Annotated in this window: 23 protein-coding genes; 2 read left to right on the top strand and 21 right to left on the bottom strand. The window is 42.9% G+C overall.

Going from position 1 to position 25,384, the window contains the following annotated elements; all coding sequences use genetic code 11:
- From AB4135_RS15800 to AB4135_RS15785, 4 genes are all read right to left on the bottom strand, one after another.
- Positions 1–588 (bottom strand): GNAT family N-acetyltransferase (locus AB4135_RS15800; RefSeq protein WP_371994351.1); only part of this gene is annotated, 588 nt, incomplete at its 3' end.
- 676 nt (positions 589–1,264) lie between these two features.
- Positions 1,265–2,161: a DMT family transporter gene (locus AB4135_RS15795; protein ID WP_136999796.1), complete on the bottom strand. Its 897-nt coding sequence runs from the start codon at positions 2,159–2,161 to the stop codon at positions 1,265–1,267.
- Between the two features lie 101 nt (positions 2,162–2,262).
- A complete protein-coding gene (locus tag AB4135_RS15790; RefSeq protein WP_017037469.1) occupies positions 2,263–2,976 on the bottom strand; it encodes an AraC family transcriptional regulator in 714 nt (237 codons plus the stop codon).
- 2,007 nt (positions 2,977–4,983) lie between these two features.
- Entirely contained in the window at positions 4,984–6,522 is a 1,539-nt protein-coding gene (locus AB4135_RS15785) for a leucyl aminopeptidase family protein (RefSeq protein WP_371994349.1), read from the bottom strand.
- Positions 6,523–6,748: 226 nt separating this feature from the next.
- Between AB4135_RS15785 and AB4135_RS15780 the strand changes: the two genes are divergently transcribed.
- A complete protein-coding gene (locus AB4135_RS15780; protein ID WP_371994347.1) occupies positions 6,749–8,212 on the top strand; it encodes an aminoacyl-histidine dipeptidase in 1,464 nt (487 codons plus the stop codon).
- A 61-nt stretch (positions 8,213–8,273) separates the two neighbouring features.
- On the opposite strand, the gene dinB is transcribed toward AB4135_RS15780, so the two are convergent.
- The 17 genes from dinB to AB4135_RS15695 form a co-directional block, all read right to left on the bottom strand.
- Positions 8,274–9,350, bottom strand: coding sequence for a DNA polymerase IV (gene dinB / locus AB4135_RS15775; RefSeq protein WP_371994345.1), 1,077 nt, complete (start codon positions 9,348–9,350; stop codon positions 8,274–8,276).
- Positions 9,351–9,505: 155 nt separating this feature from the next.
- A complete protein-coding gene (locus tag AB4135_RS15770) occupies positions 9,506–11,506 on the bottom strand; it encodes a methyl-accepting chemotaxis protein (RefSeq protein ID WP_371994343.1) in 2,001 nt (666 codons plus the stop codon).
- A gap of 253 nt (positions 11,507–11,759) precedes the next feature.
- On the bottom strand, positions 11,760–11,960 hold the full coding sequence (locus AB4135_RS15765; RefSeq protein ID WP_371994342.1) for a hypothetical protein: 201 nt from the start codon (positions 11,958–11,960) through the stop codon (positions 11,760–11,762).
- A gap of 275 nt (positions 11,961–12,235) precedes the next feature.
- Positions 12,236–12,703, bottom strand: a complete 468-nt coding sequence (bfr, locus tag AB4135_RS15760) for a bacterioferritin (protein ID WP_248973208.1) — start codon at positions 12,701–12,703, stop codon at positions 12,236–12,238.
- A 12-nt stretch (positions 12,704–12,715) separates the two neighbouring features.
- Complete coding sequence (gene bfr, locus AB4135_RS15755) at positions 12,716–13,183, bottom strand: bacterioferritin (protein ID WP_220735981.1); 468 nt, start codon at positions 13,181–13,183, stop codon at positions 12,716–12,718.
- Positions 13,184–13,514: 331 nt separating this feature from the next.
- A complete protein-coding gene (gene nqrM, locus AB4135_RS15750; RefSeq protein ID WP_020911348.1) occupies positions 13,515–13,736 on the bottom strand; it encodes a (Na+)-NQR maturation NqrM in 222 nt (73 codons plus the stop codon).
- A 12-nt stretch (positions 13,737–13,748) separates the two neighbouring features.
- The gene (locus AB4135_RS15745) at positions 13,749–14,765 is read right to left on the bottom strand and encodes an FAD:protein FMN transferase (RefSeq protein ID WP_371994340.1); all 1,017 of its coding nucleotides are present in this window, start codon (positions 14,763–14,765) and stop codon (positions 13,749–13,751) included.
- Between the two features lie 29 nt (positions 14,766–14,794).
- Positions 14,795–16,042 (bottom strand): NADH:ubiquinone reductase (Na(+)-transporting) subunit F, encoded by a 1,248-nt coding sequence (gene nqrF, locus AB4135_RS15740; RefSeq protein WP_371994338.1) that lies wholly within the window; start codon positions 16,040–16,042, stop codon positions 14,795–14,797.
- A gap of 47 nt (positions 16,043–16,089) precedes the next feature.
- Positions 16,090–16,698 carry an NADH:ubiquinone reductase (Na(+)-transporting) subunit E gene (gene nqrE / locus AB4135_RS15735; RefSeq protein ID WP_012156317.1) on the bottom strand — a complete coding sequence of 203 codons (609 nt, stop codon included), beginning with the start codon at positions 16,696–16,698 and terminating at the stop codon, positions 16,090–16,092.
- A gap of 5 nt (positions 16,699–16,703) precedes the next feature.
- The gene (locus AB4135_RS15730; protein ID WP_020911344.1) at positions 16,704–17,336 is read right to left on the bottom strand and encodes an NADH:ubiquinone reductase (Na(+)-transporting) subunit D; all 633 of its coding nucleotides are present in this window, start codon (positions 17,334–17,336) and stop codon (positions 16,704–16,706) included.
- Complete coding sequence (locus AB4135_RS15725; RefSeq protein ID WP_371994335.1) at positions 17,336–18,130, bottom strand: Na(+)-translocating NADH-quinone reductase subunit C; 795 nt, start codon at positions 18,128–18,130, stop codon at positions 17,336–17,338. Before AB4135_RS15725 ends, AB4135_RS15730 begins: the two co-directional genes overlap by 1 nt.
- The gene (locus tag AB4135_RS15720; RefSeq protein ID WP_371994333.1) at positions 18,123–19,322 is read right to left on the bottom strand and encodes an NADH:ubiquinone reductase (Na(+)-transporting) subunit B; all 1,200 of its coding nucleotides are present in this window, start codon (positions 19,320–19,322) and stop codon (positions 18,123–18,125) included. The genes AB4135_RS15725 and AB4135_RS15720 overlap by 8 nt, the downstream gene beginning before the upstream one ends.
- The gene (locus tag AB4135_RS15715; RefSeq protein ID WP_371994359.1) at positions 19,322–20,656 is read right to left on the bottom strand and encodes a Na(+)-translocating NADH-quinone reductase subunit A; all 1,335 of its coding nucleotides are present in this window, start codon (positions 20,654–20,656) and stop codon (positions 19,322–19,324) included. Before AB4135_RS15715 ends, AB4135_RS15720 begins: the two co-directional genes overlap by 1 nt.
- A 651-nt stretch (positions 20,657–21,307) precedes the next feature.
- Positions 21,308–21,817, bottom strand: a complete 510-nt coding sequence (luxS, locus tag AB4135_RS15710) for an S-ribosylhomocysteine lyase (RefSeq protein WP_371994331.1) — start codon at positions 21,815–21,817, stop codon at positions 21,308–21,310.
- Between the two features lie 376 nt (positions 21,818–22,193).
- Positions 22,194–22,493 (bottom strand): BolA family protein, encoded by a 300-nt coding sequence (locus AB4135_RS15705; protein ID WP_371994329.1) that lies wholly within the window; start codon positions 22,491–22,493, stop codon positions 22,194–22,196.
- Between the two features lie 159 nt (positions 22,494–22,652).
- Complete coding sequence (locus tag AB4135_RS15700) at positions 22,653–23,156, bottom strand: ACT domain-containing protein (protein ID WP_371994328.1); 504 nt, start codon at positions 23,154–23,156, stop codon at positions 22,653–22,655.
- 180 nt (positions 23,157–23,336) lie between these two features.
- Positions 23,337–24,002 (bottom strand): alpha-ketoglutarate-dependent dioxygenase AlkB, encoded by a 666-nt coding sequence (locus AB4135_RS15695; RefSeq protein WP_371994326.1) that lies wholly within the window; start codon positions 24,000–24,002, stop codon positions 23,337–23,339.
- 127 nt (positions 24,003–24,129) lie between these two features.
- On the opposite strand from AB4135_RS15695, the gene AB4135_RS15690 reads away from it, so the two are divergent.
- The gene (locus AB4135_RS15690; protein ID WP_371994325.1) at positions 24,130–25,383 is read left to right on the top strand and encodes a methyltransferase; all 1,254 of its coding nucleotides are present in this window, start codon (positions 24,130–24,132) and stop codon (positions 25,381–25,383) included.
- Position 25,384 lies beyond the last annotated feature (1 nt).

Raw genomic sequence — 25,384 nt, 5'->3', positions numbered from 1 at the left:
TTTTTGTGGGGATTCGTCAGACACTGACCCCACATATCTATTTATTACATCTGAACGTAAAATAGAAAACACTTTGAGATCATGATATGAGCCTTTCCATTTACCGTGCTGTCTCAGCACACCATCACATTGGAACCCTAACTTTTTAAGCACAGACTCTGAAGCACCATTGCCTAACATAACGTATGCCTCAATCTTATTAACAAATTTGGGACATTGACTCGAAAATGAGAACTCGATAACTTTACGTACAGCCTCCTGAGCAAAGCCTTTTCCCCATGACTTTTTCACAAATTCATAACCTATAACCGCCACATCGTTACTTTCTTCAAAGCGATTAATGCCACAACTGCCAATAAACTCACTAGTTGATTTTTCTCGAATAGCCCACCTAACACTTTTTTGATTATTAAAACTCTCAATATCATCTTTAACTAATTCTAGGGCTTCATTTTCCGTAGTGAAATGTAGATCATAATATTCAGTTACTTCGCTATCAGAAAACATGGCGAAAATTGATTCAGAATCATCAACGGATTGCTCATTCAAGATAAGTCTTTCAGTCTCTACGATTGGAAAATTATTCATGACTCTCCGAAAAATATAACGAGCCTGTAGAATTACTCATTTTTTATTAATTTTTAACACAATACAACGACAGTATCGAAGTTTCTATGACTATTCAATTTTTTCACTTGGCTTTATTCTTTGATGAATTTTTAGCGGAGATTTTAGTTTAGGCAAGCCTAAGTAACTTTTATAAGTCTGCTACATGGATATCGCGGCTGACTTTGATGGTGAAAGGCTATCAGCCTTAATGCATCCTGCTTTGCATTTACAAGGATTTATCGAGCATAAAATGTGTGTTTTCGTTATCTTTCCTCACGGAATATCAGTGTGGAATTATAACTGAATATATCTAGTACTTTAAAAGGCAGATCTGATTGCACAATAGATTAGAAAATATAAGGCTATATCGACAGTTCTCCGATCGCCTAACTTACCCAGCTAACGCATAAAGGGGCAGATTAGTGTCAGCCAGGATAACCCGTACTGACACGCTAATGGACATTTCTGAGTTAGCGACTTTGCTACTTTAGTAACATGCGAATAATTCTAGGTATTGGAAAATCGCTTGGTAAGGTGTCTAATTTCGTGGTGCGGCTCGATATAGAGCCATCAAACCACTTTAGTAGTCAGCCTAATGCTTAACATAGGACACAATTAGGCATGATAGTATCCATGAGTATTTGTTCGTGGGTGGCTAACTGTCTTTTACTTGAATCAACAAACAAATGAGGATTAAACCGATACCACTCCAACCAAGCAGCGGTATCGACTCACCAACCACCACCACAGCTAAAGCTGCAGCTACAACAGGTTCAAAAAGCGTAATCAAACTTGCACTGCTTGCGGTCACAAACCTTAGGCCAAATCCATAAGCAATATAACCTAAACCCATTGGAATCAAAGCCATATAGCCAACTACCAGAATATTGGTTGTTGATGCAAAAAGGTTTTCGCCAGTGACCAAAAGTGTTGGGAGCAAAATTAATGAACCAAAACCAAAAATACAGCCTAAAGCCGATTGGGATTCGACACCCTGTTCAATGAGTGTTTTAGCAACCCACGAATAGACGGCATAAAATAAACCCGCCATAAAACCCAACAAGATGCCAATCAGTCTTAAGTTACTGACTGTATGGGTTGCAGATGACTCTGAGAAAACTAACAACATGATGCCTGCAATTCCGACAGAGAAGCTTAGCAACCATTTTTTCGTGATGCTTTTACCTTTGCTAAATAGACACTCAAGTAAAACCGCAAAAAACGGTGCTGTAGCAATAGAAATCACGGTACCAATTGCGACACCAGCCAGCCTCATGGAGGAATAAAATGCTAATGGGTAGGCAGCTAAAGCAATTGCACTAATCGTCAATTTCCTTCTATGATTCAGAATCTTTTTGAAATCATGTCGAAGTTGCTTGCGAGACAGTGCGACTTGAAAAAGCCCACCAACCCCCATTGAAAAAGCACCTATTGCCAGAGAACTGATATCTGGAGCTAAACTAGCGACTGTGCCAGTAGTCCCCCATAAGACTGAAGCAAACAGTATCGAGAAAATGCCGAGCTGATAGGAAGTATAGCGATTGTACAACATAAATATTCTACCGAGGAACTGATAACAAGGCAGAAATCTTAGGCGATTAATCACATTGTGTTTTTGCTAAAAGGACGCAATAGTTGCTTAAATAGACTAACTCAAGAACGAGCGAACGCTCTTGGTGACATTCCATAATTGGTGGAAAAACGTCGACTAAAAGCTGAAAGGTCACTGTATCCTACTCGTTCAGCTATTAACTGCACAGGTAAGTCAGTATGGGTTAGCAGTGCCTTAGCCTTTTCCATACGTTGCTCAGTAATGTATTTGAGCACACTCATTCCTATGTTTTCTTTAAAAAGCTTCTTGAACTGGGTTGGACTAAGATATACAGCCTTAGCAAGCGATTGAATAGTTAGAGGCTCGGCTAGCCGTTCGCTGATCATGTTCTGTACTGCACGAATTCGTGGATCGCTCGTTCGAGACAACTCTTGCTGTCCCAGCAATAAAGTAAAAATATTGACTATAGAAGCTTCAATTTGATTATCCACCTGATATTCAAGTTGCTTTTCAACAAAGTGAAGAAAGCTCAACAAAGGGGGAGAGGTTGAAAAAACGGCTAACTCCTCACTGATCAAATGTGAAGGAAGTTGACCATAATCAGCTACAATGAATCGTGCGGCTTCATCAGCAGTAAATCCATGTGCTATTCCTTTTGGGATCACCACGCATTCACCGACACTCACCTTACCCAAGAAACCATTCATATCAATATTAATATTGCCTTGAATAGGCAGTACCAGTTGATGATAGCTATCGTGAACATGGCTACTAAAGTGCTTTGTGTAAGTGCGAATACTTAAACTAGTTTTCATATCAACAACAAGTTAAAAAAACAGGCATCTTCAGCCACTTTCACTCATAACAAAAAGTAGGTCAAGCAGACGCTTCACGTAACTTACAATGGGGCAGAAGTGAGTTTCAAAAACGAACAGAATACACCACCCCATCGAAGTTGCCGAACTCATCGAAGACAAATCGCGTGAGTGAGGCATGGATGCCGAGTTAGCCTTAGGTGAGCCATGGACGGCGAATATAAGGCGATAGCTATTTTCGAAAATGAGCGAGGCTCAACAACTTCGTCGGGGTGACAGAGGTGATCCAAGAGGGGATTGCTGTTGATCCCCTTTTGGCCGAGTGTGAGCTGGAAGCTCACGACTTTGGTCAAGCGAAGCTTGATATGTGGCAATCCCACCTCAAATTACAGGCAAAAAAATGCCTGCTCAAAGAGCAGGCAGACATATTCAAGTATCCCATAAGGAAATCGGCATAACACTGCTAGCGTTAATTCATAGCAAGGTATTGTCATTAATCCCCAGACAAAACCTTGAATTACAGGCAAAAAAATGCCTGTTCAAAGAGCTGGCAGACATATTCAAGTGTTCCATAAGGAAATCGGCATAACACTGCTAGCGTTAATTCTACAAATCCACCTCAGCAAACCCTATTAATAAGCCCACACCAAATTACAGGCAAAAAAAATGCCTGCTCAAAGAGCAGGCAGACATGTTCAAGTGTTCCATAAGGAAATCGGCATAACACTGCTAGCGTTAATTCATAGCAAGGTATTGCCATTAATCTCCAGACAAAACCTTGAATTACAGGCAAAAAAAATGCCTGCTCAAAGAGCAGGCAGACATATTCAAGTGTTCCATAAGGAAATCGGTTAGCGCGCCAGCGTTAATCAATGGCATGTTGACTAGCATCAACATACAACTTGCGTCTAAACACACCCAAAGGGTGTTATAAGGTTGATGGATATTGAAACTACTCTTAAGGAGGGTTAGCCCTTAAAAGTCATAGCATATAGACCGCCACGCATTACATCGGTGTTTAACCAAAAGCTCTGCGAATAAATAGTACTACTAGCTGTAAATGACATAATCATTACTCCTAACAAAGTTGAAAAAATACTCGAATCAATTTAATTACGGGGTTGAGACCAATTAAACTGACGAGTCAACTTGTCGCTCGATTCCTTGGAGAATTATCCATCCTGGATAGACTAATCTGTGGTAGGCATTCACCCTAACCAACGAGAGCCATTATAGATAACTGTAATTTTATTACAACTATTAATTCAATATAATACCAAAAAGAGGCTTTAAACGTAATTTAACCACACTTATTGTGTGTGTAGATCACATAAAATCGCTGTTTATTGAGGTTGACGCCAATTGTTAACAGATTCCGATCAGAATAATTACCTTTAACCAACTGGATCCGACAATTAATGACTCAAATTGCTCAATGGCTATAACGCAAAAAAAAGCCCGCTCAATGAGCGGGCAAGACATATTCAAGTTTTCTGATGGAAATTGGTTAGCGCGCTAGCGATAATCAATTGTAAATTGGGTCAATCTACAACTTGGTCTATAAACATCGAATAGATGCAATAAAGGTGATGAAAACTTGCGACCTACTAGGTGGTTAGCCCTTGTAAGCCATGGCGTATATTCCGCCACGCAAAACATCTGTGTTTAACCAAAAGCTCTGCGAATAAATAGTCGTGCTCTTTGTAAAAGACATAATCAATACTCCTAACTAAGTTGAATTCCAAATACTCTGCATGCTAACTGTGCCCCATCGTGGGTTAAGCAAAGCCAACTCGTCGCTCGATTCCTTGGAGAATTATCCATCCTGGATAGACTAGCTCGATTAGACACCTGCCTAATCAACGGAAATCATTATAACTAAATGTAGTTTTATTACAACTATTTTTATTAAAAAAGCCAAAAAACAACTCAAACTGTAATTTTATTACCTAAACCTCATTAAAAAGCCGACTTAAGAGTCGGCTTTAACGGTTTAGCGTGTAAAACTTACTGACTATCGACCATATAGTTAAACAGCCCAACTAATGGTGTTGCGGTTGGGCTACCATATTGCGGGTGGCCTTCGGTCGCGCTACCAGCGATATCTAAGTGCGTATAAGCGATAGGTGTAGCGCTATTTAAGCCATGCTGACTTAAACCAGATGCTTGAATTAAAAACGCTGCTGGGTATTGGTGCCCACGAGCTGTCACCGATGAAGGTGCATTATTTGATGACAACATGTCTGCAGCCGCTGACGGATCAATAATTTTGCTAAAATCATCTCGGCGTAATTGACTCACTTCTATTGGCTCGCCCCAAATTGCCGCTTGTTGCTGAATACGTTCGGCAACATTTTGCTGTTTAGCGACACTGTTTTCTACCGCAGCAGTATAACCGCCAAAACAGCGCACCACGTGGCCAGTCAAGGTTGCGACAGAGTACATTTCAGGTTTTACCGCTGATTCCGCTTTAAGACGCAGGTGCGATAGTAGATCAGCCAATACCAGTCGCCCTTCGGCGTCGGTATTACCAATACGCACGCGCTTGCCTGCATGACTGGTAATAATTTCATCAGTCACAAATGCCTCACTACCAATACTGTTTCGCACTAAGCCAAGCTCAGCAACAATACGGATCCCTTTCGGTTTAAGCATACTAACGGTTTTTAGCAAACCTGCCACGGCTGCAGCGCCGCCTTTATCTCGACTCATACCGGCCATACCACCAGCAATTTTTATATCTGCGCCGCCAGTGTCATAAACCACACCTTTACCAGCAAACATAAAGGTGCGTTCGATTTCGCCCTCACCGACATACTCTAGCTTAACCACTCGGGGCTGATGTCTCAGTACAGCAAAAGATGAACGGCCAACCGCGCTCAGTAGCGGATAATCACGTTCTAAAATATCTCTGTCTTCTACCACTGACATCGTTAAACCACTATCAGCAAGTGCAGCCAAGCAGTAATCGGCAAAAGCGGGGGCAGACATACGCTCAGGCTCGGTACCACAAAGATCGCGAGCTAACACACGGCCAGCTTCAATAGCGGTCAGCGTTGCAGCATGATGGCTGTCACTCAATAGACCGATACACTCTAACGAGTCATCAGCCCCACCCGCTTCGCGTAGTTCAAGCGCCTGCCATAGCTCTTGTCCGCATGCTAAAGCCGATACCTCAGCCGCTTTTTGATAACGCGACTCTCCGATACCATTAACTAATAACAATGGTCGTTTGGCTCCCGCTTCTTTAGCGACTCGAATACCTTGGCGTGCCGCATCAGCAAACACTCTTACATCTTCATACTCATCAGCAGCTTTGGTTACCGGTGCAATGACTAATCGCCCGCCGGCAATGCCTGGCGCAAATAACAGCGTTACCGATTTGCCGACTCGCTGATCAACTTTCTGACCATGATTGGCCAGCAATGCCACTTCCTCAACCTTAATCGCATTGAGATCGGCTGCCACAACCACTAGCGCATCCCATCCATTACCTTCAAAAATCGCCTCTTGCGAGGCTACATCAACATATTTAACTACAGCCATGACCCTTCCTTTTTATTTTTAATTGCTGGCATTATCATCCTATTACGTGCAGATTACCAACGACTTAATCAAGCTTGAAACCTTCTATGGCAACTTCAGCTGACACTGAATAGGTAAAGCGCAGTAAACCCCTCTTGCTGTTTCTGAGACTATGATAGAATATTGCCATTTTCAGCCTCAAGCGCACCAGCGCAGTAGTGATAATCTCAAAATAGAGGAACTTTCTGTGACCGCACTAAACCAGCTACAACCACAAGCACTTTGGCAATGGTTCGAACAAATCTGTGCCATTCCACATCCTTCAAAGCATGAGCAAGCTCTGAGTGAACACATTCAAGCTTGGGCAAAAGATAAACAGCTATCTGTTGTCGAAGATAAAGTCGGTAATCTTATTATCAAGAAAGCCGCTACAGCAGGCATGGAAGATCGTAAAACCGTCGTTCTGCAAGCGCATATCGATATGGTTCCACAAAAGAATGCTGATAAAGTGCATGACTTTGAAAAGGATCCCATCGATGCCTACGTTGAAGATGATTGGGTTAAGGCTCGTGGCACTACCCTTGGTGCCGATAACGGTATTGGTATGGCTTCAGCATTAGCGGTTCTTGGTGCTGATGATATTGCTCACGGCCCGCTAGAAGTACTGCTGACTATCGACGAAGAAGCCGGTATGACCGGTGCATTCGGCCTTGAAGCTGGCATGCTTGAAGCAGAGATTTTAATCAATACCGATTCAGAGCAAGAGGGTGAGATCTACATGGGCTGCGCCGGTGGCGTTGATGGCCAAATTAGCGTGCCTATGGTTTGGCAATCTCCAGAGCCAAGCAACTCAAGCTATACACTATCGCTTGCAGGCCTTAAAGGCGGACACTCTGGGGTGAACATTCATTTAGGTCGTGGTAATGCCAACAAATTACTGGCTAGATTCTTGTTTGATTACAGCGATGAGCTGGCAATTGAACTGACAAATTTCACCGGTGGCTCACTGCGTAATGCAATCCCTCGTGAAGCTCAAATTAGCTTTATGCTTCCTGCTGAAAACGTCACCCTGCTACAAAGCCGTATTAGCGAGTTCCAGGCATTAGTTCGCCAAGAATTGGCCATTGCTGACCCTGACACTGAACTAACGCTGACAGAAATACCAGCAGAAACGAAAGTGATGAGTGAAGACTCGCAGCAGATTTTGATCGATATCCTCAATGCCTGCCCTAACGGCGTAGTGCGCATGAGTGATGAAGTTGAAGGCGTAACTGAAACCTCGTTAAACGTTGGGGTTATTAGCACTGAGACTGACTCAGTACAGGTGCTTTGCCTTATTCGCTCACTGATCGATTCAGGTCGTGAAGAGATAGAAGGCGTACTAACCTCATTGAGCAATCTTGCCGGTGCTAACGTTGAGTTTAGCGGCGCATACCCAGGTTGGAAGCCTGACAATAGCTCGCCTGTAATGGCAAGTGTGCGTGAGACTTATGAAGATATCTACAACAAAGAGCCGACCATCATGGTGATCCATGCCGGCCTTGAGTGTGGTTTATTTAAGAAGCCTTACCCAGAGATGGATATGGTTTCTATTGGCCCAACCATCCGCTATCCACATAGCCCAGATGAAAAGGTCAATATCACTACCGTTGGTCAATACTGGAAACTATTGCTGGCCGTACTTGAACGTACACCTGTGAAAGGTAGCTAATTGCTATTCTGATATTCAGCCAATAAAAAAGTCGCTCTTAAGCGGCTTTTTTATTTTATCGCTAAAAGCCAAGATCCATTTGTGGTGGCGCTGTCCCTTCATGGCTATCAGCTTGGCTGTTTGAGGCTAACCCTACGGCGACACCTAATAAACGAATACCGCGATCATGTTGGCGCTCCATCGCTTGCTCTAGTAGTTGATAAAACATATTAACCGAGATCTCGTCACTGCGATGCTCAATCGTTGTCTGCTTAAAGTCTTCAAATTTGAGCTTAACAACCTGTTTATGAATCAGCCTATCTTTAGCGCTGCGATTAACTCTAGCACCCAGTTCTTGTATAAGCTGCGGCATCACCGCTCGGCACTGCTCCAGTGTATGAATGTCTTTTGCCAATGTGGTTTCAACCCCCACTGACTTTCGCTCTCTATTTGGCGATATCCCTCGATTGTCGATCCCTTTTGCCCTTTCTATCAATACAGCCCCAAATTTTCCAAATCGTTCTAGTAGTTTATTTTGCGGATACGCCTGCACGTCGGCGCAGGTATTTAGTCCTAACTCAGTTAGCTTTTTAGCGGTAACCTTGCCCACGCCGGGAATTTTAATTAATGGTAAGGTTTTAACAAATTCATCAATTTGGTCAGGCCTGACAAGATATTGCCCGTTGGGTTTGTTTAGATCTGAAGCTATCTTGGCAAGAAACTTAACTGGAGCGATGCCTGCAGATGCTGTCAGCCCAGTCTCGGCAAATATCTCTTGCCGAATAGCTTGCGCCATTAACGTTGCAGAACCGTGGCAGTAATCACTTTCAGTGACATCAAGATAAGCCTCATCGAGTGACAGTGGCTCAATCAAATCGGTATAACGCTCAAACACCGCTCTAATTTGGCAAGACACATCCTTATAGACCTGCATTCGACCAGGTACCAAAATAAGATCAGGACAAAGCTTAAGAGCGTAACCCGATGCCATCGCCGAGCGTACGCCAAACTTACGTGCTTCATAGTTACAAGTGCTGATCACACCGCGGCGATCGCTTCGGCCACCCACAGCGATAGGTTTACCTTGTAACTCTGGAAAATCACGCATCTCTACAGCAGCATAGAAGCAGTCCATATCGACATGAATTATTTTTCGCAATCTTAACTCCTCCGCCGAGAACTATACTGTATATAAAAACAGTACTCAAGTAAAGTTAACTCAAAAGACACTTCATCGGCTGTATTTACGTGACAACACATAACAAAAACGGAGCCAATAGGCTCCGTTTTAATGTCATCAATTCAAGCTAAGCGCTAGATTTTAAACTGCTTAATATTACCCGACAGTGACTCGGTAACTTGTGCAAAGTTACCAAAGTTCTGCGATAACTCCTCACTGGCGGCAAGTGAGTCATCAGACAGCGCTCTGACATTTTCAACATTGCACGCCACTTCTTCTGCGACCACAGCTTGCTGGCCGACCGCAGCGGAGATCTCAATCGTTTGCTGTTGGATAGCTTCAATGGCTCCGGTAATACTATCTAACGCCACTTCAACTTTGCCAGTAAGTTGCTGACCGATATTGGCCTGCTCGACACCTGCCTCCATCACTTGCTCAGCTTCATTGGCATTTTGCTGTAGCGTTTGGATTATCTCTTGAATGTTTGCTGTTGAATCTTGTGTGCGTGATGCAAGTGTTCTTACCTCATCTGCGACAACTGCGAACCCTCTACCCTGCTCACCTGCTCTTGCTGCTTCAATTGCCGCATTAAGCGCTAACAGGTTAGTTTGCTCTGCAATACCTCGAATAACATTGAGCACTTCACCAATCTGTTCTGAACGAGTTCTTAACTGCTTAACAACCTTTGCAGCTTCAATAACTTGCGATGATAGCGACTGCATACCTTGGCTCGCTTGCGCAACAATGGCGCCACCCTCAACCGATTCAGTTTGTGCTTTGTCAGCAAAGTCACTGGCACGTTGAGCACTCGCAGCCATCTCTTGGCTTGTATGCGCCATCTCGGTGGCTGCTGTTGCTACTGAGGCTATCTCTTCTTTTTGCTGTGCTACAGAATTGAGTGCACGTTCACTGACTTCGGACGCTGCTGAAACACCATTTTCAACCTCTAGGGTTAAGTCGCGAGTTTCTTGCAGCATTCCCTGCACTTTGGCGGCAAAGCGATTAAAGGCATCGCCGAGCTTGCCAAGCTCATCCTCTCTATCCATTTGGATCCGTTTAGCCAAGTCGCTATCACCTTCAGCAATATCTTCCATTGCTGCGAGTAAACTATTGAGCTGCTTTCTAAACGGTAACAGCATTCCCCAAACGGTAACGCCAACAAATAGCATGATCAAACATGAGAGAAGAATCGAATTAATGATAGCGTCAGTTACCGGCGCTTCTATCACTTCAGTCGGTAACATAAAGGCCAAATGCCACTTCTGCTCCGGGAAATCCCCACCCACTTCAACAAAGCTGACACGCTGAGACTGACCTTTAAAGGTAACTTCTGCAAATCCTGACGATTGTGACTGCATCTGTCTGCTTAACGCGCTAAAGCCATTTGTATCTTTAAATTGACTATCGACTTTTGAAGCATCTGAACCTGGGGGAAATTTTTCATTAAAACCGGGAAAATAAACCAATTTACCAGCATTGGTAATAAGAAAGGCTTGGCCCGCACCTTGATACTTGATGGGCGCTAATAGTTCACTGCCAATGGTATCAATTAAGATATCCATTCCGCCAATTCCTAACAAACGGCCAGATTGATCTTTAACAACAGTTTTAACCGTTGCAGATATGGAGCCATCATTAGCATCTACTGCAGGATCACCAACAAACATGCCGTCTTTATCTATAGCTTCTTGCCACCAAGGGCGTTTATTAGTGTAGTACTCGCTATCGTTGTAGCGGCCGTTTAGGTCGAAATACTCAAAGGTGTTGGCAGAGCCAAAGAAGACCGATTTGATATCACTGTCTTGATCGGAAAAAAACTTAAAGTACTCAACGATAGAGTCATATTGCTTATCTGATGATAGATCGCTTAGGCGATTGTTATAGTTAGCGAACCACTCCAGTACACTAGGGTCTGCAAACACCGCATGGATCAACTGCCCCTTTGCGACAAAGTAGCTACGAACTTCAGTAGATTTGAGCTGAACCAGCCCAGTGAGATCACTATCAATTTGTTGACGCGTACTAGTGCTTTCATTCTTAACTAAGAACAGTGCGACGATGGTAAACAGTACCGCCAAAGCGCCAACAATAGTCACAACCAGCTGCATACTTAGCGAGCGTTTAAACCAAAGCATTGTATATTCCTTTATTATTATATTTTTCTAGGAATAATGAATTTAACAGAATTAACACAAGATTAAAGCACAAAAATCAACATTTAACTGGCGAGTTGTAAATTGAAAGTTACATTGGAATAAAAGTGCTAGCAATGGCAGCAGATCATTTCAAAAGAAAAGAGCAGTGCTAGATTATTTTGCTACTGCTCCAATACAGATACAGTGAAAGGCTCTAAAGTGAATGTTCAGGTAATGAAAGGACTGACCAATACTAGAAAAGATTCGTCAACATTGAAAGTTCATCAGCAGTGAGGGCCGACTGGCTATTACTCTTTTGTGATGAAGAGCTGCGTCTATTACCTGACTCAGCGATTTCAAGTTGCTGTTCAAGCTTTCTTATCTTAAAAAGAAGACGTTCGATTATCAGCTGGTTATCGCTTTCATGAACGTTGTTTTTCGCTGAAATAATCATAATCTCCCCTTGTATTTTTTAGCTATCAAAATAACCACACTTGCGCACTCTAAGGTTAGTACAAAAAACCATCGCCGCAACAAATTTAATGAATTATTTGTACCTTATTATAGTAATCCTCTCTAGCTGAATATTAGCTGTATAGACTTAGCCAAATTATAAGCAATTTCATTTTATAAACATTAAAAAACGCCTAAAAAGCAAAGAGCACCACCACTATCAAAGTGGGGTGCTCAAGCAAATACTACAACGCCGAGTTAACGCTGCTAAGTTGGCTACATCTTACTCTGTAAGTAATTTTGTAAACCGACTTTATCAATCAAACCTAACTGTTTTTCTAGCCAGTACATATGATCAGACTCAGTCTCTTCTAGCAATACCTCTAAGATCTCACGGCTTTCGTAATCTCTTTTCTCTTCACATAAAGCAATAGCACTACGAAGGTTATCGGCCACTTGGTATTCATAAGCAAGATCGTTCTTAAGCATCTGCTCAGTATCTTTACCGATATTGAGTGGTTCACGACTGGCGACGTCTGGCGTACCTTCTAAAAACAAAATGCGCTGCACCAGCTTTTTAGCATGTTCGCGCTCATCATCTGATTCATGAGAAATCCTCTCATGCAATTCATTAAGACCCCAATCTTCATACATTAGGCCATGAACAAAATACTGATCCATTGCTGACAACTCACCGGTGAGCAACTTATTAAGTGTGTCGATGACTTCTTTGTTACCTTTCATAATCGTCTCCGGTTAGTCCATTTTAGATTGTAAGTAGTTTTGAATACCTGTCAGCGAGATAAGCTCTAACTGGGCTTCAAGCCAGTCTAAATGTTCCTCTTCATCTTCAAGCAGATCTTCCAAAATATCACGGCTAACGTAGTCAGCAGATTGTTCACATAAGGCAATGGCATCACGCAGTAATACAAGCTCTTCTTCCAGCATCACTTTGTCGCATTCGAGCATCTCTTGGCTATGTTCTCCAATACGAATTTTGTCCAACTGTTGTAGATTCGGCAACCCTTCAAGAAACAAGATCCGTTCAATGATCTTGTCAGCATGTTTCATATCTTGAATTGATTTCTTGTAAGCTTTCTCATCAAGCTCACCGAGTCCCCAGTTTTTGAACATGCGCGCATGGAGGAAGTATTGGTTAATCGCTGTCAGCTCACTCGTTAGCACCTTGTTGAGCAGACTGATGACTTTGGGTTGCCCTTTCATTCTGTATTCCTTATCTGAAAATTGATCTATATCAACAAATACAGATTAGAGCAAAAAACACACAAATACAAATTAACCTTTAATTTCAGCCACTTAATAAAGATAACTATTATCATTACTACTATGGTTATTAATTAGGATTCATTTGAGTAAGGAGATTTTTTTGAATAAAAATAACCTATTGCAAGGTCTGCAATTTGGTTGAAAGCTATAAATATTTAACAAGCTAGAAAAAATAGACCTGAAGAGTATTAGTCTTAACCATTCTAGCTTCAAAAGATATAAAAAAGGCCCCTTAGAAAGGAGCCTTAATAACAGTGCCAATAGCGAGTTAGATGATTCGGTTCTGCTCTAACTTTTCACGACGTTCCTGTTCAGCCATTCTGGCTTTACGCTTGTCACACGGATCATCACAATCACATGCTTTTTCAATTCCCAGTGCGCCTAGACCACCGCAGCTTCCTGCCACCTCTTTTTTCTTAACCAAATAACCGATAGACATTAAGAAGAAAAATGCTAGTAACACGACAAATGCCGCAATAAATGTGCTCATATTCGACTCCAACTACTGAGTAACGAAAGGTTTAAATGCTTCGCTATAGAAAACTTTAAAGCCTTCATCCTGCTTTTCTATTAGCATTATCGCAAGATGCTCACGATTAGCAAGTTCTAGTGATGCCTGCGTACCTAAAACCATCATAGCGGTAGCGTAGCCATCAGCGGCCATTGACTCTTTATGCAGTACTGTCACCGACGCTAATCGATGGTCAATTGGGTACCCCGTTCTCGGATCAATCAAATGAGAGAAACGCTTTCCGTCCTCCTCATAATAGTTACGATAGTCACCAGATGTTGCCATCGCCATATTTTTAAGCGATATAATTTGCTGTGCATCGGTCGCTGAATCACTCGGTTGCTCTATGGCAATAACCCAAAGTGAACCATCAGGTTTAGTGCCTCTTAAGCTAATTTCGCCGCCAATCTCAACTAAGTATCCTTGGGGCTGATACTTATCGAGTAATGCAGCGACTTTATCAACACCAAAGCCTTTGGCAATTGATGAAAGATCAACATACAGATCAGGGTTTTGCTTGCTCACTTTATTACCAGACAAAGACAGAGACTCAATGCCTGTGCGAGCTTTTGCGTCTGCAATCATCTCTGCTGTCGGCACAGTTGTCGGTCTTTTATCTGGGCCAAAACCCCATAAATTGACCAAAGGCCCTAAAGTAATATCCAGCGCGCCATCAGTCGTTTTGTACAACGCAATGCCTTCAGCAATGACCTTAGCAGTATCTGGCGATACTTCCATCTGGGCATTGCTAGTCATCTGATTGAACAAAGACAGCTCAGAGTTTGGACGATAAGTTGACATTTGATCGTTGACTTTCTCAAGTGCCAGATCAATTTCAGCTTGCAGCAATTGAACATCTGGCAGCGACTCACTGCGCACAACTTTAATATGGTAAGTTGTGCCCATAGTGTTACCAGACAGTGAAATTATTTCAGCAGGTTTACCACATCCTGAAATAAAAAAGGCTAACCCAATAAGGGCCAGCCAGTTTACTAAGGTCTTATACATATTGACCTAGATCTCCAATTAGAGAGAGGTTAGCCACCGAAGTCATCGAGTAAGATGTTTTCATCTTCGACACCAAGATCTTTAAGCATGCTAATAACAGCCGCGTTCATCATTGGTGGGCCACACATGTAGAACTCACAATCTTCTGGCGCTTCATGATCGCGTAGGTAGTTTTCGTACAATACGTTATGAATAAAGCCAGTGTAACCGTCCCAATTATCTTCGGGCTGCGGATCAGACAGTGCGACATGCCACTGGAAGTTGTCATTATCAGCCGCTAAGCCATCAAAATCTTCTACATAGAACATTTCACGGCTAGAACGTGCACCATACCAGAAGCTCATCTTACGCTTAGAGTTAAGACGCTTAAGTTGGTCGAAGATATGAGAACGCATTGGCGCCATACCAGCACCACCACCCACAAATACCATTTCAGCGTCAGTTTCTTTTGCAAAGAACTCACCGAACGGACCAGAGATAGTGACCTTATCACCCGCTTTAAGGCTAAAGATGTACGATGACATCTTACCACAAGGCAGAGATAGGTTGCGCGGAGGTGGAGATGCAATACGTACGTTAAGCATGATGATACCTTCCTCTAGAGGATAGTTCGCCATTGAATAAGCACGGATTGTTTCATCGTCAACTTGAGACTCTAAGTTGAAGAAGCCAAAATGCTCCCAGTCACCACGGTACTCTGCAGGGATATCGTAATCTGCATATTTAACATGGTGCGCAGGTGCTTCAATCTGAATATAACCACCAGCACGGAAAGGTACTGAATCGCCATCAGGGATTTGAAGCTTAAGCTCTTTAATGAAGGTTGCTTTGCTATCGTTAGAGATAACTTCACATTCCCACTTCTTAACACCAAAGATCTCTTCTTCTAGTTCGATCTCCATATCAGCTTTAACATTTACCTGGCAAGATAAACGACAGCCCTCACGAGCCTCACCTTTGCTAATATGATCCATCTCAGTAGGCAGAATGTCCCCACCACCAGATTTAACGTGTACTTTACACTGACCACAAGTACCACCGCCACCACATGCAGACGATACGAAAATACCGCTCTCTGCTAGTGCACCCAGTAGCTTGCCGCCTGCTGCAGTTTTAATTGCTTTATCTGCATCATCATTGATGCCGATGGTGACATCACCGCTTGGTACTAACTTTGATTTGGCGAATAAAATAACCAAAACCAAAATCAATACAATCGCAGTAAACATACTCACACCGAGATAGACATCGATTGGAGTAGATTCAAGAATACCCATTAACTTATCCTTAAAGGTTCAAATTAAGACGTCGTTATGATGCCTCTTTACAGAGACACACCAGAGAACGACATGAAACCTAGAGCCATCAAACCAGCGGTAACAAAGGTAATACCTAAGCCGCGAAGCCCATCAGGAACATCAGCATATTTCAACTTCTCACGGATACCAGCCAGTAGCACAAGTGCTAATGCCCAACCGATACCAGAACCAATACCAAACACTAAACTCTCACCAAGGTTGTAGTCACGCTCAACCATGAAAGATACTGCACCGAAAATGGCACAGTTTACAGTGATTAGCGGTAGGAAGATCCCCAATGCGTTATATAGCGGTGGGAAATACTTATCCAATGCCATCTCAAGGATTTGAACCAATGCTGCAATAACACCAATGAAGGTGATGAACTTCAAGAAGCTCAAGTCAGCATCTGGAACACCTGCCCAAGCGAGTGCGCCAGGAGCAAGGATACCTTGATAGATAATTTGGTTAACAGGCACTGAAATTGCCAGTACCACGATAACAGCAACACCTAGACCCATGGCTGTTTTTACTTTCTTCGATACCGCTAAGAAAGTACACATACCAAGGAAAAAGGACAGCGCCATGTTTTCAATGAAAACAGAACGAATTAGTAGACTAATATAATGTTCCATTATGCTTATCCTTTTGCTTCTACTTGCTCTGGCTTCATCACACGAATAATCCAGATCAATGCACCGATCAGGAAGAACGCACTTGGAGGCAGTAGCAATAGGCCGTTAGGCTGATACCAGCCACCGTCTGAAATCTTGCTTAAGATTTCAATGCCGAACAATGAACCGTTACCAAACAATTCACGTACGAAGCCAACTGAAAGTAGGATTGCACCGTAGCCTAAACCATTACCTAGACCATCCATGAAACTCATCATTGGAGGTGTCTTCATCGCGAAAGCCTCAGCACGGCCCATCACGATACAGTTAGTAATAATCAAACCAACGAATACAGATAGCTGCTTAGCAACATCGTAAGCGTAAGCCTGTAGTACTTGGTCAACCACGATTACCAATGAAGCAATAATCGTCATCTGTACAATAATACGAACGCTACTTGGAATGTGATTACGGATCAGTGAAATAAACAGATTCGAAAGCGCACATACGGCAGTCAATGCAATCGTCATTACCAACGCTGTTTCCATTTTGCTGGTAACAGCCAAGGCACTACATACACCCAAGATTTGCAAAGCAATCGGGTTATTGCTAACAATAGGTCCAATTAGAACCGATTTAAGTTCTTTAGCATCAGCCATTAGCTAAGCCCTCCATTGCGAGCTTTTTCGATAAAGCGAGCAAAGCCCTCTTCACCTAACCAGAATGTCAGAGAGTTTTGTACACCGTTACCGGTAAGCGTTGCACCAGACAGTGCGTCAACACCGTACGGAGAAGCGGCTACAACAGGATTCTTAGTGACGCTAATCGCCAATTCACCCTTTTCATTGTATAGCTTCTTACCACTCCACTTAGCAATCCATTGTGGGTTTTGCACTTCGCCGCCCAGACCTGGGGTTTCACCAGAACCTGTAAAGCTGTAGTACACCAAGCTACGAATTGTATTCAAGTCTGGCTCAACCGCTAAGAAAGCAAACATTGTTGACCACAAGCCATAGCCTTTAACAGGAATAATCACTGTTTGTAGCTGCTTGTTATCATCATGCACTAAGTAAACTACCGCGTTATTTGCGACACGTTTGACAGATGCGATGTCGTTTTCTGGCACAAATGATGTTGCCGGAGTGCGTGCTGCCTTTTCGGTGTCAAATGTGTCAGCATCGCCAGCAACAAACTCACCAGTTTTCAGGTCAACCAGTTTAGCTTCAACATACTTATTGTAAGTTTCTAGTACTTCAGCTTTTTCAACTTTGCCTTCTCTGGTATTGATAAGACCAGCAGCTTCAAGAATGTACTTTTGCTTATCGAGTAACTTGTTCTCTTGCTGAGTTGGTTTCAATAATACTGCTGCCGTCGAAACGAACATAGAGCAAATGAAACACAAGCCAACAACAACAAATAGTGTTCTTCCGAACGAATCTTTATTACTAGCCACGAGCAATCCTCCGCTTGATATTTGACTGAACCACGAAATGGTCAAACAATGGAGCAAATAGGTTAGCGAACAAGATGGCCAACATCATGCCTTCTGGGAAAGCAGGGTTGATAACACGAATGAAGACTGCCATAGCACCGATTAAGATACCGTAAGCCCATTTTGCGTTATTAGTGAAAGACGCTGAAACAGGGTCTGTCGCCATAAACATCATGCCGAAAGCAAAGCCACCTAATACAAAGTGCCAGTACCAAGGCATTGCAAACATTGGATTCGTTTCGCTTTCAATAGCATTAAGTAGCAGTGAAACAGCAATCATGCCCGCCATCACACCAGCGACAATGCGCCATGAAGCGATACGGGTATAGATGATAACCGCGCCACCAATCAAAATAGCTAATGTGGATACTTCACCAACAGAACCAGGAATGAAACCGTAGAAAGCATTCCACCAATCTTGAGTGAAACCATATTCTAATGTGCCTTGCGCCGCTTGGCTCAGTGCTGTTGCACCAGAGAAGCCGTCCGCCACAACCCAAGTCGTGTCACCAGACATACTGAGTGGATAAGCAAAGAATAGGAATGCTCGACCTGCAAGTGCCGGGTTTAAGAAGTTACGACCAGTACCACCGAAGATCTCTTTTGCGACCACAACACCGAAGGTGATACCAAGCGCAACCATCCAAAGCGGGATTGTTGCGGGTAGCGTCAATGCGAAAAGAATCGAGGTAACAAAGAAGCCTTCGTTAACTTCATGTCCGCGTACTGATGCAAATAGTACTTCCCAGATACCACCGACAGCAAATGTCACTGCATATATGGGTAAGAACCAACAAGCGCCATACCACATTAATGCGGCGACACCTGAATCTGCCGTCAATTCAGTACCGAACAGTCCGAATAAAGCAACTTGCCAAGTATCTGGAGCAGCAAAACCTGCGATTAACGCATCTTGGGCTTGTAAACCTACGTTGTACATACCTACGAACATCGCAGGGAATACACATGCCCAAACCGTAATCATCATACGCTTTAAGTCCAAGTTATCACGAACGTGGGTACGACCCTTGTTCACGTGACCTGGAGTATAAAAGACAGTATATGCGGCTTCAAAAAGCGCATAAAACTTCTCATATTTACCGCCTTTTTCAAACTGCGGTTCAATATTTTCGAAAAACTGTTTTAAGCCCATTAGCCTTCCCTCACGATCGTATCTAAACAGTCACGTAGATATGACGCATAGTCATACTTACCAGGACATACGAAAGTACACAGTGCCAAATCTTCTTCATCCAACTCCAATGCACCTAATGTTGCTGCGCCATCGTAGTCACCAGAAACAAGGTCACGTAATAGCATAGTTGGAAGAATATCTAGCGGCATTACACGTTCATAGTTACCAATTGGTACCATTGCACGATCACTGCCACCGGTGCTCGTAGTCATACTAAACAGACGAGAAGATGAAAGGTGTCCTAGGAATGCACGAGTAATAGAGAACTTATCGCTGCCAGGCATAGCCCAACCGAATAGCTCTTTTTCAGTGCCTTCTTCTAATAAGCTCACTTGGTTATGGTAACGACCAAGGTAAGCATGAGGACCGATAGCATTACGTCCATTCAAAACAGAGCCAGAGATAACACGAATATTACCTTCATCAGCTTCATTTTGAGTCAACTCTGCCATCGCTGCGCCAACAACAGTTCGAACTAATCGAGGCTTAACCGCTTTAGGACCTGCTACAGATACAACACGTTGAGTATGAAGCTCACCCGTTGTAAATAGCTGACCTATCGCGATCACATCTTGATAGTTGATGTGCCACACAGTTCTGTTTGCAGAAGCTGACAATAGGAAGTGAATATGCGTACCTGGTAAGCCTGCAGGGTGTGCCCCAGCAAACTCTTCAACTTGAGCATTTGCACTCGGGATATCAGCGCCAGGAGCCTTACAAAGGTAAACTTTACCTTCGGTTAACTTAGAAAGCAGCTTTAAGCCAATTTCAAAGTCAGCTTTATGCTCTGCAATCACCACAACAGGGTCTGCTGCAAGCGGCTGAGTATCAATAGCGGTGACAAAAATACCGGCGGCGGTAGAATCTACTGCGGGTACTTTACTGAAAGGACGCGTTCGCAGAGCCGTCCACAATCCTGATTCGATCAGGTTGTCACGAACTTGCTGAGTTTCAACTGATTCTATTGCAGTGGCGTCATACTTAGCAAAAGAGATGCTGTCATCCCCTTCGACTTGAATAACAACAGACTGCAGAACACGTTGAGCGCCCCGGTTAACTTCGGAAATTGTGCCACTGGCTAAAGCAGTATATTTTACGCCCAAATTCTTTTTATCTTCAAAAAGAACCTGACCTTTTTTAACTTTATCCCCTACCTTTATTTTCATGGTAGGACGTAAGCCAATATACTCTTCACCCAAAGTAGCTACATGGTTGATGGCTGGGCCATCATGGATAACTTGCTCTGGCCCACCGACTAGGGGTAGGTCCAATCCTTTCTTTATTGTAATCATATCCACAAGCACTACGTTATGAAGGAAAGACAATGCGCCGCGTTCCTGCTAAACACACAAGTTTTAAACAAACCTTTTTTTCGTGTTGAGCTAGCGCAGATTTATCGCCGAAATGCGATCGCAATCACGCTGGTCGCGCGCATTTTACCCCAAATATCACAAGGTCGCCATGAAAAATGTGGGTGTTTTAAAAGGTTACCGACGTTTTAATAACAAACAGCCCGAATTGATTAAGTTTTTAAGTTTCAATTAACCTAGCACAATCAAACAATAGCTATATTTATAAGTGAGTTAGAGATAGGTCAGCTATTATTACCAATGTGATATTAGAATTAAATTAATAAGAGTCAGCTATAATTCGAGTGTTGGATATTTGAACAGCTCATTTTGAAGGACTTCGTCAATATGACTAAAGAATCAGGTAATTGCAGTACGAGAATAGAGCCTACTAACTCAGTTATTTGAATTTAATACTGGCTAAGTCGCTTAAATATATCGTAAATTTTTTACTAAAATGCAGATAATTGAGCTTTTATACTCATTGAGATGTGAGTGACGTAAAATATAATGTCAGTAAAACAGGCTGCGACGGGTAGCAAGTAAAAAGCAGCCTAAGCCGCTTTTTTAATTGCTACTAGCACAACCGCATCACTACAGACCGTTTAAGATCTCATCGCTCAAAGTAAGCTCATCGTTACGGTTCACATTTATACCCGCAGATATGATGCTACGCGCAATCTCTTTTGCTTGTTCAAGAGAGTGCATCTCATAAGTACCACACTGGTACTCATTCAGCTCAGGAATTTCTGATTGTTCAACCACGGCTAACACATCTTGCATCGCTGCCAACCAAGCATCCGCCACAACAGACTCTGAAGGTGTGCCAATTAAGCTCATGTAAAAGCCAGTACGACAACCCATTGGAGAGATATCGATGATCTCAACACTATCGCCATTAAGATGATCACGCATGAAGCCAGCAAAAAGATGCTCAAGCGTATGAATCCCTCTTTCGCTTAATATCTGTTTATTGGGCACGCAAAAACGCAGGTCAAACACTGTTATTGTATCGCCCTTAGGGGTAGACATAGACTTGGCAACACGAACAGCAGGTGCATTCATTCGAGTGTGGTCAACGGTAAAGCTATCTAATAACGGCATAATGAGTCTCCAATTGCGCTTTCTAATTGAGCATGGGGTAGGTTACAGCCTAAAGCGACTGTAAGTCATTTTTATTATAATCAGTGATATTTACCCAGCCCCGCCTTGGAGTCAACATCAGCGTCATAAACTTTTTTCAATGACTTATCATCTATATTTATAAGCAAATAAATCATACAAAAATATATTTCACAGAAACTTAGCCAACTATCGGCCTAACGGCAGGATATACAGCAGTAATTGAATGGCAGATTGCGTTTAAAACAGCATCAAAATAACCCATTAACTCGCTATAGGTCAGCGATGATTTATTGGACGTAAAACGAAAAAATCACAGCCATGCTGTGATTTTTTCGTACCCGCGTTGCGAATGCTTCTAGCCTTTACATTTAGGCGATGCAGGCACAGCAGACTCTTTTGCCCACTCTTCAGGGGTAAAGGTATGCATAGACAGTGCATGTAATCCTTGAGCAAACTCTTCAGCAAGCGCCTCATTAACAGCACGATGTCGACCTATAAGGCGCTTACCATTGAATTGGCTACTGCTAATAATCACTTTAAAGTGAGTTTCCGAGTTGGGCGGTACATGATGATTATGACTTTCATTGATCACTTCTAAGTGTGTTGGCGAAAGTGCGGTGGTGAGTTTTTCGGTAATGATCTTTTCAACTGACATAACGAGGCTCTCAAATGGCATAAATCCGATTGCGGCAGGTTACTGCCATGAGCCGAAAAGATCAACTGTCGGCAAAAGACTAAGACTGTCCGCGGTTAACATAGTGGTTATCAGCAGGCAAAAAATTGCCAACGGACCAAGTGACGGATAACACGCTATTTAAATAACATTTGCTCTTAAGCCTTCAGACACACCTTCCAATAACTCCAATACACTGGCATTGCTGACCTCTATAGGCAGCAAAACGGTCAACTTAGAGGTAAACATCGTTTCGCCAATCACTGAGACATGGACACGGTTAAACTCCATATGTTCGATCGCTAAATCTAAATTGACTAACACATCAACAATATCTCGAGTCAGTCCCGGACGGTCCTTGCAGTCAACATTAAAGTTAACCGCTCTTAGATTATGTAGCTCGGCGCAATGAGACGGCTCGAACATCACATTAAGTTTAGGAAACTCGCTTTTAAGCATGACCTTTAACTGCTCAGCCTTTTCCTCTTCAATCGCTATCTTTAGCAATGCAGCAAAATGATGGTCAACTTTAATCACTTTACTGGTTATCCATTCACCGCCAGACTCACGGGTCAGCTGTGCAAGCGCTTTAATCACTCCTGGTGTCACTGCGCCCAGCACGGTTGCTATAAACATCTTTTTCATTGAAAACTCCTTACTGTCGCTAAAGCTTGAATGGGAGATTGTGGGCTAGCGTAGCTTAGTAACATCTCTGAAAATACTCACAATTACTATTCAATCCCCCCGCGGCTAAATTCAGCATAGAGTAAATATTTATAGTAAAGTGCGAACTGGATAACAAAACAGTATAAATTAACAGCAAACTTAAGCCTGATGAAAACCGACTATCAACTTTCTAAAAGTATAGTTAATTCTCGTTTGTTTCACTCGCATCCGCTTGGGTAGTGCATGCTCCCACTCTTGCTGCATTGGCCAATGCATGATCAGTAAATCGCCACCATTCAAGGTTAAGACTGTTTTTTCTTTAGTCCGTCTATTGCGAATAAAAAAGTCCCGACTTGCGCCAATAGTCACAGAGGCGATATCACTACCAGGCTCAATCTCTTTTTCATCATCACTGTGCCAGCCCATCGATTCAGTGCCATCTCGATAGCAGTTAACCAACACACCGTTACTCACCAATGAATACTCTCGGTTCAATTTTAGCCTCAGCTTTTCAGCATATTTCGGCCAAGGCAATGCTTCGATAAACAAGCCAGAATAGAAATAGTCACAACCTTTATCGGCAAACCAAATTTGGCTACGTGGGATCGGGTGGCTTTTACCATATACGGTCAATTTAGGGCTTGTCATTGGATAGCTCTCTGCTTCAATTAACAAAGCCTGCTGTTGCGCTTGACTAAGATAGCCCTTTATTAAGGTATACGGCGCCGCGGTTTTACCACTAAACAACGTCTCATCCCTTGGCTTGCTGGCTGCTTTGGCTTGTAAGGGCTCTTGCTCATCGAACCCAAAGCCTACTTGTTTCATACCCTCTCCTCTCAAACCGTCAAATGACTAATTAAATGGCTATAGATATAAGCTTACGTCTAACATATACCTAAGATCATAAATCTGCGATAATACGCGCCCTCTTTTATTAGGTACTTATTGGCATATGACGACACAATTTTCAGTATCGGGTATTGAACTCGAACTCTTCCGTTACCCTAGCAGACAAGAGTCAAATCTGCAGGCATGGGATGCTGCCGATGAGCACCTAATAAAGCATCTAATCGATTCCGATCAAAAAGCCGTTAATAGCGCCGTTATAAATGATAGCTTTGGCGCGTTAACCACGGGCTTGTTATCAATCGCTGCTGACTGGCCGCTTACCCTTGAAACTGACGCAAAAACAAGCTTGTTAGGCACAACTCAAAACCTAGCGCGTAATCAGTTAAGTGACGCTAGCCTTAGCTGGGTTAATAGCCGTGATGAATTGCCGCAAGGTATCGGACTGGTATTGATGAAACTGCCTAAGAACCTTAATTACTTTAGCCACCAGCTAAAGAGATTATCGCAAGTTTTACCCGCTGGTACACAAGTGTTGATTGGCGCTAAAGCTAAATCAATAAATAAATCACTATTAGAAACCATCGCTCGTCATCTAGGAGAAGCAAGTGCAAGTCTAACCTGGAAGAAAACCCGGGTGATCACCTGCATCGCAGATGGTAAGCCGCGCACTTTACCGACTACCACCAATTGGTCAGTCCCTGAATACAAACTGCAAATAAGTAACTTAAGTAACGTGTTTGCTGCAAGTAAGCTCGACATTGGCGCTCGCATCATGCTCGATAACATGCCTAAAGGTGAGTTTAAATCAATCGTCGACTTGGGTTGTGGAAACGGAATTTTGGGTCTGCATGCTAAACAGTGCTTTCCAGAAGCTTATATCCACTTTATTGATGATTCTGAAATGGCCGTTGCTTCAGCAAAAGACAACTGGGCGCTTAACCAGCTTGATAACCCAGAACTTGTCGGTGAACAAGCAACGTTTGGTTGGGATGATTGTTTAACCAATATGAGCGAAGGCTTCCGCCCAGATCTGATATTGTGTAACCCGCCCTTTCATCAAGGCGAAGCCATTACCGATCATATCGCCTGGCAGATGTTCCTTGATGCCTTTAGACGTTTAAAAAATGGCGGTATTTTACATGTAGTGGGTAACCGTCATTTGGCTTACCATGTAAAGCTGCAGCGTATTTTCAAAAACTGTACTACGGTAGCCTCAAATGGAAAATTTGTGATTTTACAAGCGCAGAAAATCAGTAAGAAAGCGCAAGATCCTGAAATAGCCGCCGACTCTGCAATAGAACAGACATCTGAAGCGCCGCATCCACAAAGTGCGTTATACGGTAAGCCAAACAGTTAAA

The sequence above is a fragment of the Shewanella sp. 10N.286.54.B9 genome (assembly GCF_041468565.1).
Taxonomy (GTDB): Bacteria; Pseudomonadota; Gammaproteobacteria; order Enterobacterales; family Shewanellaceae; genus Shewanella.
Note: the sequence above shows the minus strand (reverse complement) of the source record. Positions and strands in the feature narration are given on the sequence as shown.